Annotated in this window: 9 protein-coding genes and 1 pseudogene; 5 read left to right on the top strand and 5 right to left on the bottom strand. The window is 47.9% G+C overall.

From position 1 onward, the window contains the following. Nucleotides 1-101: 101 nt before the first annotated feature. The 3 genes and pseudogenes from NG833_RS11205 to NG833_RS11195 all read right to left on the bottom strand — a co-directional run bounded on the left by NG833_RS11205 (nt 102) and on the right by NG833_RS11195 (nt 5,384). Nucleotides 102-857 (bottom strand): DUF928 domain-containing protein, encoded by a 756-nt coding sequence (locus NG833_RS11205; protein WP_254565374.1) that lies wholly within the window; start codon nt 855-857, stop codon nt 102-104. 923 nt (nt 858-1,780) lie between these two features. After that, the gene (locus NG833_RS11200) at nt 1,781-4,426 is read right to left on the bottom strand and encodes a CHAT domain-containing protein (protein ID WP_254565373.1); all 2,646 of its coding nucleotides are present in this window, start codon (nt 4,424-4,426) and stop codon (nt 1,781-1,783) included. Nucleotides 4,427-4,533: 107 nt separating this feature from the next. After that, nucleotides 4,534-5,384 (bottom strand): annotated as a pseudogene (locus NG833_RS11195) (IS5 family transposase). 509 nt (nt 5,385-5,893) lie between these two features. On the opposite strand from NG833_RS11195, the gene NG833_RS11190 reads away from it, so the two are divergent. Next, entirely contained in the window at nt 5,894-6,391 is a 498-nt protein-coding gene (locus NG833_RS11190; protein ID WP_254565372.1) for a hypothetical protein, read from the top strand. 211 nt (nt 6,392-6,602) lie between these two features. After that, complete coding sequence (locus tag NG833_RS11185; protein WP_254565371.1) at nt 6,603-7,241, top strand: hypothetical protein; 639 nt, start codon at nt 6,603-6,605, stop codon at nt 7,239-7,241. Nucleotides 7,242-7,573: 332 nt separating this feature from the next. On the opposite strand, the gene NG833_RS11180 is transcribed toward NG833_RS11185, so the two are convergent. Further along, nucleotides 7,574-9,724, bottom strand: coding sequence for a GAF domain-containing sensor histidine kinase (locus tag NG833_RS11180; protein WP_254565370.1), 2,151 nt, complete (start codon nt 9,722-9,724; stop codon nt 7,574-7,576). Between the two features lie 588 nt (nt 9,725-10,312). On the opposite strand from NG833_RS11180, the gene NG833_RS11175 reads away from it, so the two are divergent. Next, on the top strand, nt 10,313-11,686 hold the full coding sequence (locus NG833_RS11175; RefSeq protein ID WP_254565369.1) for an N-acetylmuramoyl-L-alanine amidase: 1,374 nt from the start codon (nt 10,313-10,315) through the stop codon (nt 11,684-11,686). 169 nt (nt 11,687-11,855) lie between these two features. Continuing rightward, complete coding sequence (locus tag NG833_RS11170) at nt 11,856-13,397, top strand: pentapeptide repeat-containing protein (RefSeq protein ID WP_254565368.1); 1,542 nt, start codon at nt 11,856-11,858, stop codon at nt 13,395-13,397. 21 nt (nt 13,398-13,418) lie between these two features. On the opposite strand, the gene NG833_RS11165 is transcribed toward NG833_RS11170, so the two are convergent. Then, nucleotides 13,419-13,895, bottom strand: coding sequence for a hypothetical protein (locus NG833_RS11165; RefSeq protein ID WP_254565367.1), 477 nt, complete (start codon nt 13,893-13,895; stop codon nt 13,419-13,421). A 71-nt stretch (nt 13,896-13,966) separates the two neighbouring features. Between NG833_RS11165 and NG833_RS11160 the strand changes: the two genes are divergently transcribed. Next, nucleotides 13,967-14,629 (top strand): class I SAM-dependent methyltransferase, encoded by a 663-nt coding sequence (locus NG833_RS11160; protein WP_254565366.1) that lies wholly within the window; start codon nt 13,967-13,969, stop codon nt 14,627-14,629. Nucleotides 14,630-15,125: the final 496 nt, after the last annotated feature.

Here is a 15,125-nt window from a genome sequence, read left to right as displayed (position 1 = left end):
TCTCTGAAAAGATTGAAAAACCCGGTTTTTGACAAAACCGGGTTTCTGTGGAACTCATGGTTACACTAAGGGTGTTGAGAACTCTGGGCTAGTCCAGGGTCTTAGGGTTCCAAAATCGGCTCATTGGCAACATTTTCGAGTCCTACAGAGCTTAAAAAGTCTACCCAATCTTGATTGTAGGTTTGGGGTTGTGATTGCCGCAGGTCCGCTAAGGTGGTCACGGCATCATACCAAATTCCCTCGGCTCCGTAGGAAGTGGCCGCTTCAATCGAGTCTACTCCCTGGTAATTATTCAGATTGGCGCTGGGTTCAACTCGCTGTAACCACCCCTCTACCCGGGGACTATCAGCTCGCGCCGGAAGTTCGCAGGCGACCACAAAGGACCACTGATAGGTTGTCCCAATTTCTAAGGCCGGAGCACTTTCCGCAAGGGTGAGGCGGACGATCCCTCCTTCTTGGGGAATGCTGACTTGAGTTTGGTAATAATAATCTTCGGTTTCGTCTTTGAGGATGAAATAGCCTTGCTCTGACTTGGTTTCGGGAACATAGACGAACAACGTGGGTCGCTCAGATACCGTCAACCCTTCCTTAGTCTCCGGCAAAATTGGCATCAACGAAGCACCTTCCGCCATCCCATCTTGGGGGCAGAATGCTGCCTGCCGCGAGGCTCCTCCGGCTGAATCGTTCAGACGTTCATTGGTGGGTGGCTCAAAGGTCACTCTCCTAGCGAGGATTTGAGGACTGGGCAAGGGGGACGAGACTTGTGCGCGACTCGGTAACGCGGCCAGAACAGCTAAGTTGAGAGATAGGGCGATCGAACAGAGTGCCCAGGAACCCTGGTAATTTTGACGGGTCATGATTTTGCTACCTTATTAATGATTCGATGGGGGGACTCAGGGTCAGCGCCTCTCTAAGGTTTCTCAATTTTAGGGATCAAAGGTGCTTTTGACAGCAACGAACCGATCTCTAAAAATAATTTGGCTTAATCGGCAAGTCATCTTCTCACTGGAGTGAGAAATTCTGCTGATTGATTGACTCGATTGGCTTGCCCTGTCTAGGGATGGACTAATAACCACGTTCAAGTGGCTGAATGAATCCCTTGGGATTCGACTCCCAAATCTAGCACCCGATAGGCTTTTATACGATTACTATAACAAGCTAAATTAGCTCTGTCCATAGGCGATCGACCCCTTTGCAAAAATTTTGATTAGACCCTCCCTCAAAACGAGACGACACCGGTCCTGGACAATCCTCCTCAATAGCTTGATAAAAGAGCTTCCAGAGCCAACAGACCCTTGATGACTCTTCATAACTGAGGAAGTCTTCTGGCTGATTCCCGTTGCGAGTTCATCAAAATTTTATAATCCGATGCCTTGAATTCTCTGGCCCAGAGAATTACAAAACTTAAGCAAAATTTTCGATTTCACCGCCTAGATCGGGGCAATTTATGAATTGCCCTGATTGCATTCTAGAGCAAGTCTGGCAACCGTCTGCTCCTCCAAATCAGCAGTGGGAGCATCTTGCTCCCTTTCTAAAGTAGCGAGCAAGATGCTCCCACTCCTTTGCGGTCCAATTCGTTTAGACTCACCATAGATGAGAAAGTAGGGTCGGTGGCGTCAGTCGTGACTTCAATCCATCGGATGAATCCGGCTGCGATCAGAGGACTTAATCCTGATTATTTCCCCGAGTCATCAGGGCCTTTTTTCCTGGATTTCAGCCATTTCTACTCTTTTTATCCTCCCCTTCTGTGTCATGACAAGTGTCATCAAATTGTCACCCTTTAGAGCCAATTTCCCACCAGTACAAACGGTGCCCAATAAAAGGGATGCTCATATTTCGGGTCTTGTAATAAGGTTAGCTGACTCTGCCGCAGGGCCTGAGCTTTACTCATGGGCAATTGTCCAGATTCGGGGAGTCCGTCTTCCGTTGCCACGCCCACCAAATTGCGGTAAAATTCTGTCACTAACATCGCGGTAGATTGGTCATTCACGGCCCAAAGGGTGGCTAAGGTAGACCGCGCACCAGAGCGCACGGCTACCCCAGCTAATCCTAAACCGGCTCGTTTATCTCCGGTAGCGGTTTGACAGGCACTCAGCACCAGTAATTCAATGGGAGTTGCTAACCCCGATTCCCGAGTTCTGAGCAGTTCTTCAAACTCCGTGACGCGAATTTTATCATCCCAAGTCAGAATAAAGGTTTGCTCAGAATCCGAGCTAAATTGACCGTGGGTGGCTAAATGAATCACGGGGAAATCTACGGCAGCAATGGCGGTAACCAGGTTTAATTCAGTAAATTCGCGATCGAGCAAGACTTTGGCATTCGGGACCGAATCTTCAATCTGTTCTAATTCAAGTTGGACCCCGGGTAATGCACTAAACCCCTGCCTTGCATCGGTAATTCCAGCACTGAGGACTTGAATTTTTTCTCCGGTTAAGGGTTGCGGGGCGAGGAGTTGTAAGCCCGGAGTCAGGGCAACATTATAACGTTCAATGACATAGCGATCGCCATCATGGAGGGCTGACATCGGCAGATTTCTCAAAAATCCATCCAGGACAAAAACTAAGGTTTCTACTCCATTTTCTGCTAACGCCGATTCTGCCGGTCGAATCAACCAATCATAGATCTCTTGAGACAATTGTAACCGCTGCCGGTTAGAAAAGGCGGGGTTCAGAAATTGCTGGAATTGCTCTAGGGTCGTCTCAATTTCGGCGGCAGGTTGGATGGTTTCATACTGGATTAGGGGTTGTCCTGAAATGGAGAGAATCACCGCCAAGCGATCGGGCAAAATCATCGGATAAAGCGTCGCCGCTTTCGGGTCAACTTCATCAATTTGCTCCGGTTGCACATCCAAACAGGCATCTTTAAAATAGTTATCCAGTTCTGCCAGTTGCAGGGATTCAATCGTGGCGCGAGCTTGTTTGAGGTACTCCTGGGCGGGTTTTTGTTCCACTTGTTTAGCGCGATCGAGCAATAAACTCACCAATTGTCGATAGAGGGGTTCGACGCGATCGCGGAAAGAAAACTGCACCTGACGATCAATCGCCACCAAATCACTCCGCAGGGATTGTAAGCTATTCACCGCTTCACTATAAGCGGCGATCGCCCCGGGTTTATCCCCAGTTTGAATCCGCAGTCTTCCTAATTGCCATTGCCATTGATAAGCAATATCAGACGCTTGAATCTTTTGAGCAATATTTAAGGCAGCTTCGCTATACTGTCGCGCTGTCTGAATGTCCCCCTTTTCCTCATAAATTCTCCCTAAATTTCCCAAGGCATAAGACTCCGCCCGTCGATCCGTAATTTCCCGAGCAGCAATCACGGCTTTTTCTAATAAGGGAATCGTTTCCCCAGTCTGCAATTGCCCAATGGGATTTTCTTCTTCCTGTCCGAGGCAATTCGCTTTTTGCTGTTCCAAGCAAATTAAATTTTGAGCCAAATTCACTTGGGCATAAATCCCCGGGCGAGAGGCAGCTAACAGGGAGAGGGGTTCAGGAATTTCCGGAATCAGTTGGCGGGCTTGTTCCCAATTCCCCGTTTGAATCAATAAACTGAGTTGATTTAATTGGGATTGCAGTTTAACTAGAGGAGATTGACTGGCACTGTCCGCCGCCTTTTGATAGAAGCTCATTGCTTCCTCTGAATTATTTAAAGCCCGTAACGTATTGGCTAAACTTAATAAAATTGCCCCAGTTTGTCCTGTGGAGTTTCCGCTAGTTTGTAACCCTAAGGCTTGGCGTAACAAACGTTCCGATTCTTGGAATGCCCCACTGGCTCGCCGGACCTCTCCCAGGTTCAATAATCCTACGGCTTCAATGGAGCGATCGGACTGGTTTTGTAATCGTTGTTCCACCTGTTCTAACAGGGTAGTAGCACGGCGATAGAGTCCTAAGGCTTGCATCGCCCGGGCTTGATTAATTTGGCTGAGAATTTCCCCGGTGGGATCTTGTGCTTGGCGATAAGCTGCGGTGGCTTCTTGCCAAGTGGTTAAGGCCGCTTCTGCATTTCCCCGGAAAAATTGTAAACGACCTTCTGCATTTAAAATTTGGGCGCGGACGGTTTCACGATCGCCCCGATTGCCTTGAGAAACTTGGGCAATGGCTTCTCGGGCTGTGGCGATCGCCTCCCTTGCTTGGGGATACTCTCCTAAACTTTGATAGGCTAAGGATAAAAAGCTCAAGGCTTGGGCTTGACCCAATAAATTCCCTTGTTCGGAAAAGGCGATCGCCGCCTGTTCCCAAAACTGCACTGCATCAGCAAACTGTCCCGCTTCATAGCGACTTTTTCCTTGGCTTAATAATTCAGTAACCCCTTGGGCATTCAAACTCACGGAGGATGAGCCATCGGGCATCACCCCCCACGCTACCCGAACACTCAGGCTTAAACTAAAACCCAACAAGGCCACAATAATAAACCGAAATTTCTGCATTTTTTTGATGTCCTTTGGGAATGAATCGTGATTATTTCTTGCACCCGGAAAAATAAAATAAACCTTCTGTATAATTAGACCTCTTGCAAAAAAAATCTATGTTATAATCACAGATTTTGAATTTTAGACTCCAGAGCCAACTCATAATTGTAAAGTGCTGCTGTGCAAATTACACCGGAGGCCATAACGGCGGCGACGATTTCGATAACGACTTGACAAAATTTTGAAAATTTTCAGACTTTTATTAATATCTTCAATCCCTATTATATCTTGGAACAAAGCCAGATTATATTCTTTTTCTAAGGCGGACAGACTCCCATTTCTAGGTTTATTTTTATGAATATAGCTATTAAAATGATATTTTTTTTATTCCTTGATATCCACTATCTTTTAAACTATCGGTTTCAGGATGAAAATGGACTTGACTGTTTTTGAATAAGTTTAAGTCATGGCAATGCCCCGGCCCAAAGTGTAGGCAAATAATCTCTTTAGTTTCTTGATTGATGACTACCTGCATTTTTAGACTGTGGTATTTTTTCTTTCCTGAAAAGTATTTCTTCTGTTTTTTTGGCCGTTCGATTGCTGTTTCTGTGACATCCATTACGACAACTTCTGGATGCCCAAAACCTTTAAGCAAGGCTTTCTTGCCAGGAATCCTCAACTTTCCACTTTTCATCAAAGTGGATTCGATATTAGTGACAATTCGGCACCCTGTTGATTCGGAGACTCTCCAATTTGTGCCGATATGGAAATAGGTTCGATATTCTCGCCAATATTCTAATGCTACTAAGACTTGTTCTTCAAGAGTTAATGTGGTTCGACGTACTCGTTTATCTTTCGGATTGGCTAAACGGTATTGTTCTATACTTTTTACCATTTCTTTAAAGGTTTGAATTTGGACACCAAATCTCCGTTTAAATTGCTCGGGTTTCAAATTCAGATAAAATAGATTGTTCATGATTAATTTATTGTAGAACTGTAAAATACCTTTTTAGCATTTTATACGTTTTTTAGCAAAAGGTCCTGAGAATTACCTATAACCGGCCATTCACTAAAATTAACCATAAGTTTTTATTATAGCATAAAATTATTTTGCAAGAGGTCTATTGTTCAAGATACCTCCCCAGCTTTCTGACAAGTTTAGGTTTTTGCCAAATAAGAGACCTTTCCCCGGCCCTCTCCTACACTAATCTTGTAGGGGTTTGCTCGCGCAGACTGAGGGTCTTAAGCAAACTGGTACTTGTAGGGCCGCGACTGACTGGTATGAGCAGTAACCCGACCAAAAAGCAACCCGAGGCGTAACAGATGATCCTACCTCGGTTCTGAGACTAGAGAGCGCCAAAGCCCAAATGAGAGTTGGAAACGGTTGCCTCTCCCTCATCCTGATGAGCGAGAGGGGGGTTGAAAAGAACGCCTAACTTTTGAGAAAATGACCAGGTAGCTGACGTAACTTGAGTGAATCATCCCATGAGCGAATTTATTATCCAAGGCAATTTTCGACCCCAAGTCCAAAAAAGTCTAGCGATCGCCTATACCTTGGCCCTCAATAAGCCAAAGCTATCGTTTTCCCAATGCATGGGAAACAGTTTCCGTCAAACGGTTGCCGGTCTATTCTCTCATGACAAAATGAACCCATATGTGATGTTGTCCGGACATATTGAAGCCACAAAGAACCGAGTAGAAAACACAGAAGAGGACTATGTAATTGCCGCCCAAAACACCACCTATTACAACTACTCAGGACAGAAAAAAATGTCCGGGTTAGGAGTCATTCAAGGAAAAATCCGAGGACTCATGCAACACAATGTCCTCCTGGTGGACTCCTCGGGACTCCCTTTAGGAATCTTAGGGCAACAATACTGGACGCGAAAGGGGGGATTAAATCTACCAAAAGGTGAAAAAGAAAGTATTAAATGGCTCAAGGGACAAGGGTGCCATCAATCAGCAAGCGAGTCAATCCAGTAACTGCTTTGTGGCTGTAGAAGATAGAGAAGGAGACGTTTTTAGTTTTTTAAAGGCCCCACGACTGAGCAATGTCGAACTCCTCGTGAGGGTCTATCAAGAGCGTAACTTGGAAATAGTGGGCAGCCAATTCCAGGGTAAATTATCCTCCGTTTCATCCCATTTGAAAGATTATGGAACCGAGCGAGTGAGGATTTATCGTCACAATCGAGAAGTGGAATTAACCCTAAGCTTAAGAGCCGGAGCCGTTAATGTTTATCCTGAGAAAGATTTGAGTCCGTCTAAGCATAAAACCCAAGGTTTATCTTTGGTTGTTGCCCAGGAAATCAGTTGTGTAGATACCCAAACACAAGAAAACTTGTTTTGTCCTAAGGAAGCCGCTACCTGGTATTTTCTGACTTCTCTACCCATTGACAACCCAGAACAAGTAATCAGGGTGACTCGATTTTATGCACTAAGATGGCAAGTGGAACGCTTTTATTACACCCTTAATTCAGGAGCTTTACAGGTGGAAAAACTACAATTTGATGACATTCACACCTTAGTTAATGCGTTGGCTTTTTATTCGGTGGTGGGTTGGCAGCTCTTGGCCCTGACTCATGCGATTAGGAAAAACTCTGACCAAAGTGCTCAGACGGTGTTTGATGAGTCGGAGGTGATGTTGTTACAAAAAGTCTCTTCTAAAAAAATTGTTTCCATTGGGGAAGCCGTTTTAGCTTTGGCTAAACTTATCGGTTTTGCACCGTCGAAAAAACCACCGTTTCCGGGGGTTAAAGTTCTCGCCACTGCTCTTGAGCGATTTTTCTTTATGAAGCTTGGTTATCTGGGTTCCAACGGATTGGCATCGCCTTAGCTCTTGCCCGACTAAAGATGACCCGCGTCCTCCTTGAGTTGAAGCTACATCCGAACGACCAGTCTTACGGAACGTGGCTACGGCCCTCAATGTAGATCATCATGCCTGATCTCGGGTTTTCCGGCACTGAAGCCTTTACTGGGCGCTACACTGGTCAAACGAGTCTCCTTAAACCCTCAAGACTCTTTCCCTACCTGACCCAAAACCCTTACAAGATTAGTCCCTGGGAGGGAAGGGGGGGGGCGGAAAGCCCCTGAGCCTACAAATATTTATTTTTTATATCTCCCTCTCCTCGTAGGAGAGGGCCACCGGAGAGGTCTCTTCCCTGGGGACTAGGCTAGGGAACTGTCCGCTAATTGAGGTAAGGTCAGGGTGAAGCAGGTTTCCCAAGCGGTGGAGTTTTTGATGGGGGTACTGGAGACAGTAATCGAACCATTGAGGTGTTGAACCAAACATTTAACCAGGGCCAAGCCTAAGCCGGTGCCGCCGATCGCCTGTTGGGTGACCCCTTGACCCCGACGAAACTTTTCAAAAATATGGGGGAGGTCCTCGGGGGAGATTCCTGCACCCGTATTGGTTAAGGTCACGATCACTTGGTTTTGTTGTAAATCAATCTGGTGAGAGGCTCGTAAATACACGGTGGTCCCGGGGTCGGAATATTTCCCCGCATTGGTGAGTAGTTCATGGAGGATCCGCTCGAAACTTTCGGCGTCGGTGTTGAGTTTAAAAAATTTCTTGCCAATCCCTTTGGGGGCGCGTTTGGGCAAATCCAAGCTGAGATTTAATCCCTTTTCCTCAAATTTCTCCTGAAACGAGGTAGTGATTTCGTTAAGGACGAGTTTCAGGTCAAGGTTTTGGACATGAATGGTCGCTTGATTGGACTCATACTCCTGAAGTTTGAGCAAATCGCGAACTAAATTGCTTTCTCTGCGCCATTCCGACTCTAGGATATCCAGATAGCGGGTTTGGCGATCGGGGGTAATTCCCGGTTGCCGCAACATCTGGATGGCGACTTTCATGCTGGTGAGAGGGGTATTGAGTTCGTGGGAGAGGGTGGTGAGGAATTCGTCCTTGAGTTGGTTTAACTGGCGCAGTTGGTCAATTTGCTGACGGGTTTTTTCGTAGAGTTTGGCTTGAACGTCCAAAGAGCGCTGTAATTGAGCTGTGCGTTCTTCGACCAATGCCTGAACTTGCTGCATGGTTTGGCTGTGGAGGATCGCGGTGCTCAGTTGAGCGGCCACTAATTCCACGAGACGGAGTTCCTCCTCTTGCCACTGACGAGGTGCACTGTGTTCGAGGACGAGAAAGCCCAAAACCTTGCCCGGGCCGGATCCGGCGCTGGTAATCCCGACCAAGGGAAAGGTGAGCAGAGCAGGCATGGTTTCGGGAGAGAAGATGGGGGAGGTACCGATATCCGGATTGAGGGCGATCAGGGAACGGCGATCGGCGATCGCCAAGGAGTTGGGGGCCGCTAAAAAGGCTTGCTGACACCAGAAACATTCCGACAACCAAAACGAGCGATCGCCCTTGACAGCAGAGGACTGACCCTCTCCCAGGGGGGTGAACGACTTCAAATCCTGATTGGGGTGGGGGATACTGTCGGAGACAATGGTGACTTTAGCTTTGGGAATGCGCGAAGCTGCCGAATCCGGGGACGGTTCGGAATCACCGTCTCGGGAAGCGGTGAGGCGGTTGAGCGGCTGGAAGCGGTGTTTAAACAGGGGGTCGGCATATTTCAAGAGGAGGATGCGACCGAGATCGGCTTGCAACGTTTCAGCTAGACTATGGATTGCCATCTGAAGTATTCGTTCAATATCGGCCCCGCGATGAATTGCGATCGTGAGCTCGTGGATCAGGGTTTGATATTTTTCTTTCTGCTGAACCTGTTGTTCTAGGGACCCGACTGCCTGAGTCTGGAGGACCTGATTGAAGGCGATCGCCACTTGTTCGGACAGGGCCGTTAGGTTCATCATTTCCATAGAACTCCAATAGGAACCCTGGGATTGCTCCACATTTTCCAATCGGGCCCTTCCCGCTGTGACCCTCTTTCTTTCCTCCGAAGCGACTCGAAAACATCCACGCATAACAATAATGGCTCCGTTAATCTCCCCCTGAAATCGGGTGGTGATGGCTAAGACTCTGCCGACGGACACCCCCGCCCCTGCCCCTAAAACCTCTCGCCCAGCCCTCTGGGGATCAGAAATCGCCACCAGGTTTGCACCGTCTAGGATTTCTAACCAATTTACTCCTTGCAGAGTTGCTAAGTCCTCGGGCAAGAACGGGGCATCTGGGCTTGGGGATTGCCAAATGTGGGTCTGGACCCGTTGGTCTTGGGGGTCTCGAACCACCATCAGACAACAATCGGCAGGGAATAACGAGCCAACCCACTCCAGGATGCTGCCCAACACACTCCCGGTCTCGGTTTGCGTTACGAGGATTTGGGCAATTTGTTTCCCTAAATCAGCGCAGTGGAACTCTTGCATGAATCGAGCCGGGAATTCGGGCCTCAGAATAGGTGAACTCAGGTGTATAGTAAAAGACTCAGCCATGTTTGCGATACTTTTCCTCGTGATGAGATCCAACAGGCACAGGTTGAGTCGGTTAGGGGCAGTAATTTTCCCGGGCCCTTTGGCCGGGAAGGGTGCATCGAGATCCGGTCTTCGGGATCGTTGATGCACTTAATCCACTGCATCTTAATTTTCTCAACTGTTCCTCGCTTTATCTGCAAACCGAGCTGCCATTTCATTCATCAATGATAGACCGACTCTGCCGATCCCAAACCGATCGGGATGTTTTCTAAGACACCCCGGTGGGGCTGAGTCCTTTTGATCCAGATTACACCCTGGAGAACCCCAATGGCATCCGTGATTTCTCTGCAATTGATCATTTGAGCTTGATGCTACGGTTCCAATCAATTCGGCAGCAGAGGGCAGGAGATCTTCTGGGGAGGAGCCCCACTCCCAAAAAAACCAATATTAACTCCTTTTGATTTGATAGTGCTAGTATCACCGATTGGTTACCGGAGTTGATGAAGATAGATGGAAATAGGTGCACAGGATTAAATTAGAAATATGGGCAGAATTTTTATTTCAGCCGGTCACGGGGGTTATGAGAATGGCGCACTCGATCCGGGGGCGATCGCGGGAGGAACGACGGAAGCGCAGGAAATGATTCTCCTGCGGGATTTAATTGTGGGGGAGTTGCGATCGCGCCCGGGGGTGGAAGTCTTAAGCGTTCCCGATAACCTGAGCATGAATCAGTCTATCTCCTGGATTAATACCCGGGCAAGGGCGGGAGATGTGGCCCTGGAAATCCATGCCAATGCCTTTGCCAACCCGACGGGCCGTGGAGCCAGCGTCTACTACATTGTCAACAATGACCAACGCAAGCAAAATGCGGAACAACTGCTGCTGAGTTTACTGCGACGGGTTCCCCAGCTTCGTAATCGGGGGGTTCAACCGGATACGGCAAGCACCCTAGGTAATTTACCGTTCAATCGCTGGGTGTTTATCCCGTCTTTGTTGATGGAGGTTTGCTTTCTCACCAACCCAGAGGACCGGTCTTTACTCCAAAATCGTCGCCGGGACTTTGCAGTCGGCATCGCTGAAGGCCTAGTGGCTTGGGCTAAAGGGACCCCGCTACCCGACCCCGTGCCTCCGGCTACTTCTACTCCGGTGCCACCGACTTATCCCCCCATTAATATCAATATTAATGGGCAGATTTATGGCGAACAGGGGGTGATTATTAATGGGAATGCGTTTATCCCCATTGATGTGGTGGATAGTTTTAAAGTGAACCTATCTACCAACCCAACTATTCGGCGGGTGACCTATCGAAATATTGTATATGTCCGGGCGATTGAGTTGCGGGAACATAATATCTCGGTTGCATGGGATGGGGGGACGCGCACGGTGCTGTTGCGATCGATTTTACAAATTTGTCCGGGGTATCTCGATCGCATTGTTGGACATGGAAACACCTCAGAAGTGCAACTGATTGTTTTTCTCAAAGGCAACAATCCCCAGGCGATCGGCCAGTTCCCGGACCTTCCCCAACTCTACCGGGAAGAAGCGGCGATCGAAGGCATCAATTACGATATCGCCTTCTGTCAAATGTGTTTGGAAACGAACTTTCTGCGCTTTAATGGGGAAATCCAACCCACCCAAAACAATTTTGCGGGTTTGGGTTCCGTGGGGGGTGGCAATACTGCCGCTTCTTTCCCCAGTGCCCGGATTGGGGTCCGCGCCCATATCCAACATTTGAAAGCTTACGCCAGTATTGAACCCCTGGTCATGGAACAGGTTGATCCCCGCTTTCGCTTTGTCGCCCGTGGCATTGCCCCTTTACTGGCACAACTCAGTGGCCGCTGGGCCGCCGATCTTCAGTATGGTCAGAAAATTTTGGCCCTATTGCGACGGCTGTATGAATCTTCGGGTTTGTTGTAACCCAACTCCACACCCTCAACTTTACACTAAGCCGGATGAGAGTCGGGTGGGGCATTCCCCACCCGACTCTCATCCGTTCACGCCCCATCCCCGTCTACAAATCAGGACAGGTCCTGAACATTTCCTTCAAAACAATTCATAATGATAACGAAGAAGGGAGACTGGGGATATGGGGGATAAAATCAGCTTAAAAGATGTCATACACTTTTATGCAGAGGGGCGCAGAAACTTTAAAAATGCGGATTTTAGTGGCTTAGAATTCAAGCGGATTAATCTCCAAGACGCGGATCTTCAGGGGGCCTATATTCGCTGGGGCGAACTCCAAGGGGTGAATCTCAAAGGGGCCAATTTGTCTTGGGCGGACCTCCAAAAAGCAAACCTGTCCGATGCCGTTCTACACAAAGCCAACCTGAAAGAGGCGAATCTGAAAGGGGCTTGTTTACAATGGGCGGACTTGAGTGAAGCTAATCTTCAAGGGGCAACGGTGATTAAGGGAAATCTCTCGTTTGCCAATCTCCGGGATGCTTGTCTGCGTTTGGCTAAGTTTCAGGATGCCAATCTGGACAAGGCAAACCTGAATGGGGTAGATTTGCGGGTGGCAATGCTCCAGGATGCGGATTTATCCGATGCCGATATTCAACGAGGGAAGCTGCAAGAAGCTAACCTGACCCGGGCGAATCTGACCGGGGCGAATCTGGAAGGGGCCAATTTACAAGGGGCTACCCTGGAACTGGCGAACCTGATGGGGGCCAATTTGACCCGGGCCAATCTCCAGCAAGCTTCTTTGCACCGGGCTAATTTAAGCGATGCTAAGTTGTTTGGCAGCAATTTCGAGGGGGCCAATCTCAGTGAGGCGAAGTTGCCAGCGATCGAGAATATGCTGGGCATTTCTTTTAAGGGGGCCAACCTGAAGGGGGCAAGGTTGCCGAATGGAGACAGCTTAGAACCAGTGCTGCTGCCGAATGGGTTGCTTCGCGATCATCCGCAACTCTCCAAGATTGCGGAGACTTCCCCGGTTGAAGCGAGAACGACTCCACGGAAACAAGATGTACTGGAGATCGCGAATGGTTACTCCAAAACGTCGGGATCATCTTTGTCCGGGGGTTCTGCTGGGGGTTCACCGAAAGGATTGCTCTTCCCCGAGGCAAGGCGATCGCCTTTAAACTCCCTAGGGCCTGAGTTCCCTTCTTCTCCAGACCCCTTACCCCCCCTCATTCCTCCTTTGCCACCGGAAAATGGCAAGGGGGTGCACTCCCCGGGTCCTGGGATTGTGTCTCTGCCAAAAGAGGGGATCGCGATGGGTAAGCATCAGTATCTTTACAGCGCGAGTATCGCGATTTCTCATCGCCGGGGTCCTGGGGAATTCCGGCAAAATCTATTTGCTGCATATAATGGCTGTTGTACGGTCACCGGATGCAATGCTGAAGCTGTTTTAGAAGCGGTTTACTTTAAATCTCAGGACCGCAATCTTTCTATCCATCCTTCATCGGGGTTACTGTTGCGATCGGATCTTCATACGCTGTTTGACTTGCATTTGGTGGCGATCGAACCAGAATCTCTCACGGTGCTGTTTTCTCCCCAATTACAACAAACCTGTTATGCCGAATACCACGGCAACCTCCTCCGTGCGCCGATCGCCCCGGAATTTCAACCGGACCGCCTCAAACTCCAATTTCACTGGGATTTATGTCAATGGACCCAAAATTTATAGGGAGTCTATATCCCCGTTTCTTTACATATATCCCGGGGGCTTTATCAAATAAGTGGCCCAAGTTTGGTGATCCGGTTCATCGGTCCCTATTGGTTTAGCAATCCGCCAGGTTTTTCCTTCTGCCTGCCGTTGCAAATAGAGGTCAAAGTTATTTTTGCGATCGGTGACTCGTTTTTCGGGGAGTTGAATGGTCAGGTTATAAGTGCCTTGGATATGATAAGCCAGCAGTCCATCAATTTTCAACGGGTCTTGTTCCCAAATCTCCACCCGATTCACTTCATAGTTAGGCATGGGATTCTCCGATTGCCCATACTGACTCAGATGCTTGCGGAGTTCGGCTTTGTTTTGACTCAGTTCTAAGGCGATCGCCCGTTGCACAACTTCGCGCGTCGGCTGAAATCCGGTGAGACTTAAATTAATGCTACAGCCACTCAATAACCCGATTAAAAAGGTTAGGGCGATCGCTCTCAATATTGGTTTAATGTGGATGCCACTCATGTTAACCTCCCCTTTTATTCTTTACTATAGATCTATTCCAGTTATTGCAGTCCATCCTTAACCCTTTAACCATGACTAAAAAAACCTTGGGATTAGACGATCTCCTCCACCGCTATTTCCTCAGTGTTTCTGGACGCGAATCGGATCTTCTGCGATCGTTACGAGAGGAAACTGCCGCTCATCCGCTTTCGCGAATGCAAATTGCACCGGAACAAGGTCAATTTATGGCCCTGTTGGTGCAATTACTGGGGGCTACCAAAACCCTGGAAATTGGGGTTTTTACGGGCTACAGTAGCTTGGCGGTGGCTTTGGCTCTCCCGCCACAGGGTAAAATTGTCGCTTGCGATATTAGCGCAGATTATACGGCAATGGCACGCTCCTATTGGCAGAGGGCCGGGGTGGCGGATAAAATTGATTTGCGAATCGCCCCAGCATTGGAAACCCTCGATCGCCTCATTGAAGCGGGAGAAGCAGGTACTTTTGATTTTGCCTTTATTGATGCGGATAAGCAAAACTACGATAACTATTACGAACGAACTCTGCAACTGGTTCGGGTTGGCGGATTAATTGCTGTGGATAATGTTTTATGGGGGGGTCAAGTCGCCGATCCAACTGTTGAGGATACCAATACAAAAGCGATTCGAGCGCTCAATGCTAAGTTAGTCGAGGATGACCGGATCTCCTTGAGTGTGGTGCCGATCGCGGACGGACTGACCCTGGCCCTCAAGCGGTAGGTGCGATCGCCTGTTTTCTGGCTTGACAATGGGTCTAGGCGCTAAAAAATAAGTAAATTTTTTTAGCGCCTATCTTGACAATTTTTGATATAATTATACAATGGAAATCTGTGCAAAATTGCTGATTGCACAATAGTTCTTCCTTATCAATTTTATCTTACCACAAAAAAATCGATAAGTCTAGGGGTTCCACAAAAAAAAGTCGCGATTTTTTTTCTCAACCGGACTTTCAAAACTTGACAATTTTTGATATAATTATACAATGGAAATCTGTGCAAAACTGCTGATTGCACGATAGTTCTTCCTTATCAATTTTATCTTACCACAAAAAAATCGATAAGTCTAGGGGTTCCACAAAAAAAAGTCGCGATTTTTTTTCTCAATCGGACTTCCAAAACTTGACAATTTTTGATATAATTATACAATGGAAATCTGTGCAAAATTGCTGATTGCACGATAGTTCTTCCTTATCAATTTTATCTTACCACAAAAAAAT

Origin of the sequence: Oscillatoria sp. HE19RPO (assembly GCF_024220515.1) — a bacterium.
GTDB lineage: Bacteria > Cyanobacteriota > Cyanobacteriia > Cyanobacteriales > Laspinemataceae > Laspinema.
This window is presented reverse-complemented; position numbering and strand designations above follow the sequence as displayed.

Bases quoted from the DNA above. Each gene is read 5' to 3' on its own strand.
- NG833_RS11165 (WP_254565367.1), bottom strand. From the start codon at position 13,895: ATGAGTGGCATCCACATTAAACCAATATTGAGAGCGATCGCCCTAACC.
- NG833_RS11175 (WP_254565369.1), top strand. From the start codon at position 10,313: ATGGGCAGAATTTTTATTTCAGCCGGTCACGGGGGTTATGAGAATGGC.
- NG833_RS11200 (WP_254565373.1), bottom strand. From the start codon at position 4,426: ATGCAGAAATTTCGGTTTATTATTGTGGCCTTGTTGGGTTTTAGTTTA.
- NG833_RS11160 (WP_254565366.1), top strand. From the start codon at position 13,967: ATGACTAAAAAAACCTTGGGATTAGACGATCTCCTCCACCGCTATTTC.
- NG833_RS11180 (WP_254565370.1), bottom strand. From the start codon at position 9,724: ATGCAAGAGTTCCACTGCGCTGATTTAGGGAAACAAATTGCCCAAATC.
- NG833_RS11170 (WP_254565368.1), top strand. From the start codon at position 11,856: ATGGGGGATAAAATCAGCTTAAAAGATGTCATACACTTTTATGCAGAG.
- NG833_RS11190 (WP_254565372.1), top strand. From the start codon at position 5,894: ATGAGCGAATTTATTATCCAAGGCAATTTTCGACCCCAAGTCCAAAAA.
- NG833_RS11205 (WP_254565374.1), bottom strand. From the start codon at position 857: ATGACCCGTCAAAATTACCAGGGTTCCTGGGCACTCTGTTCGATCGCC.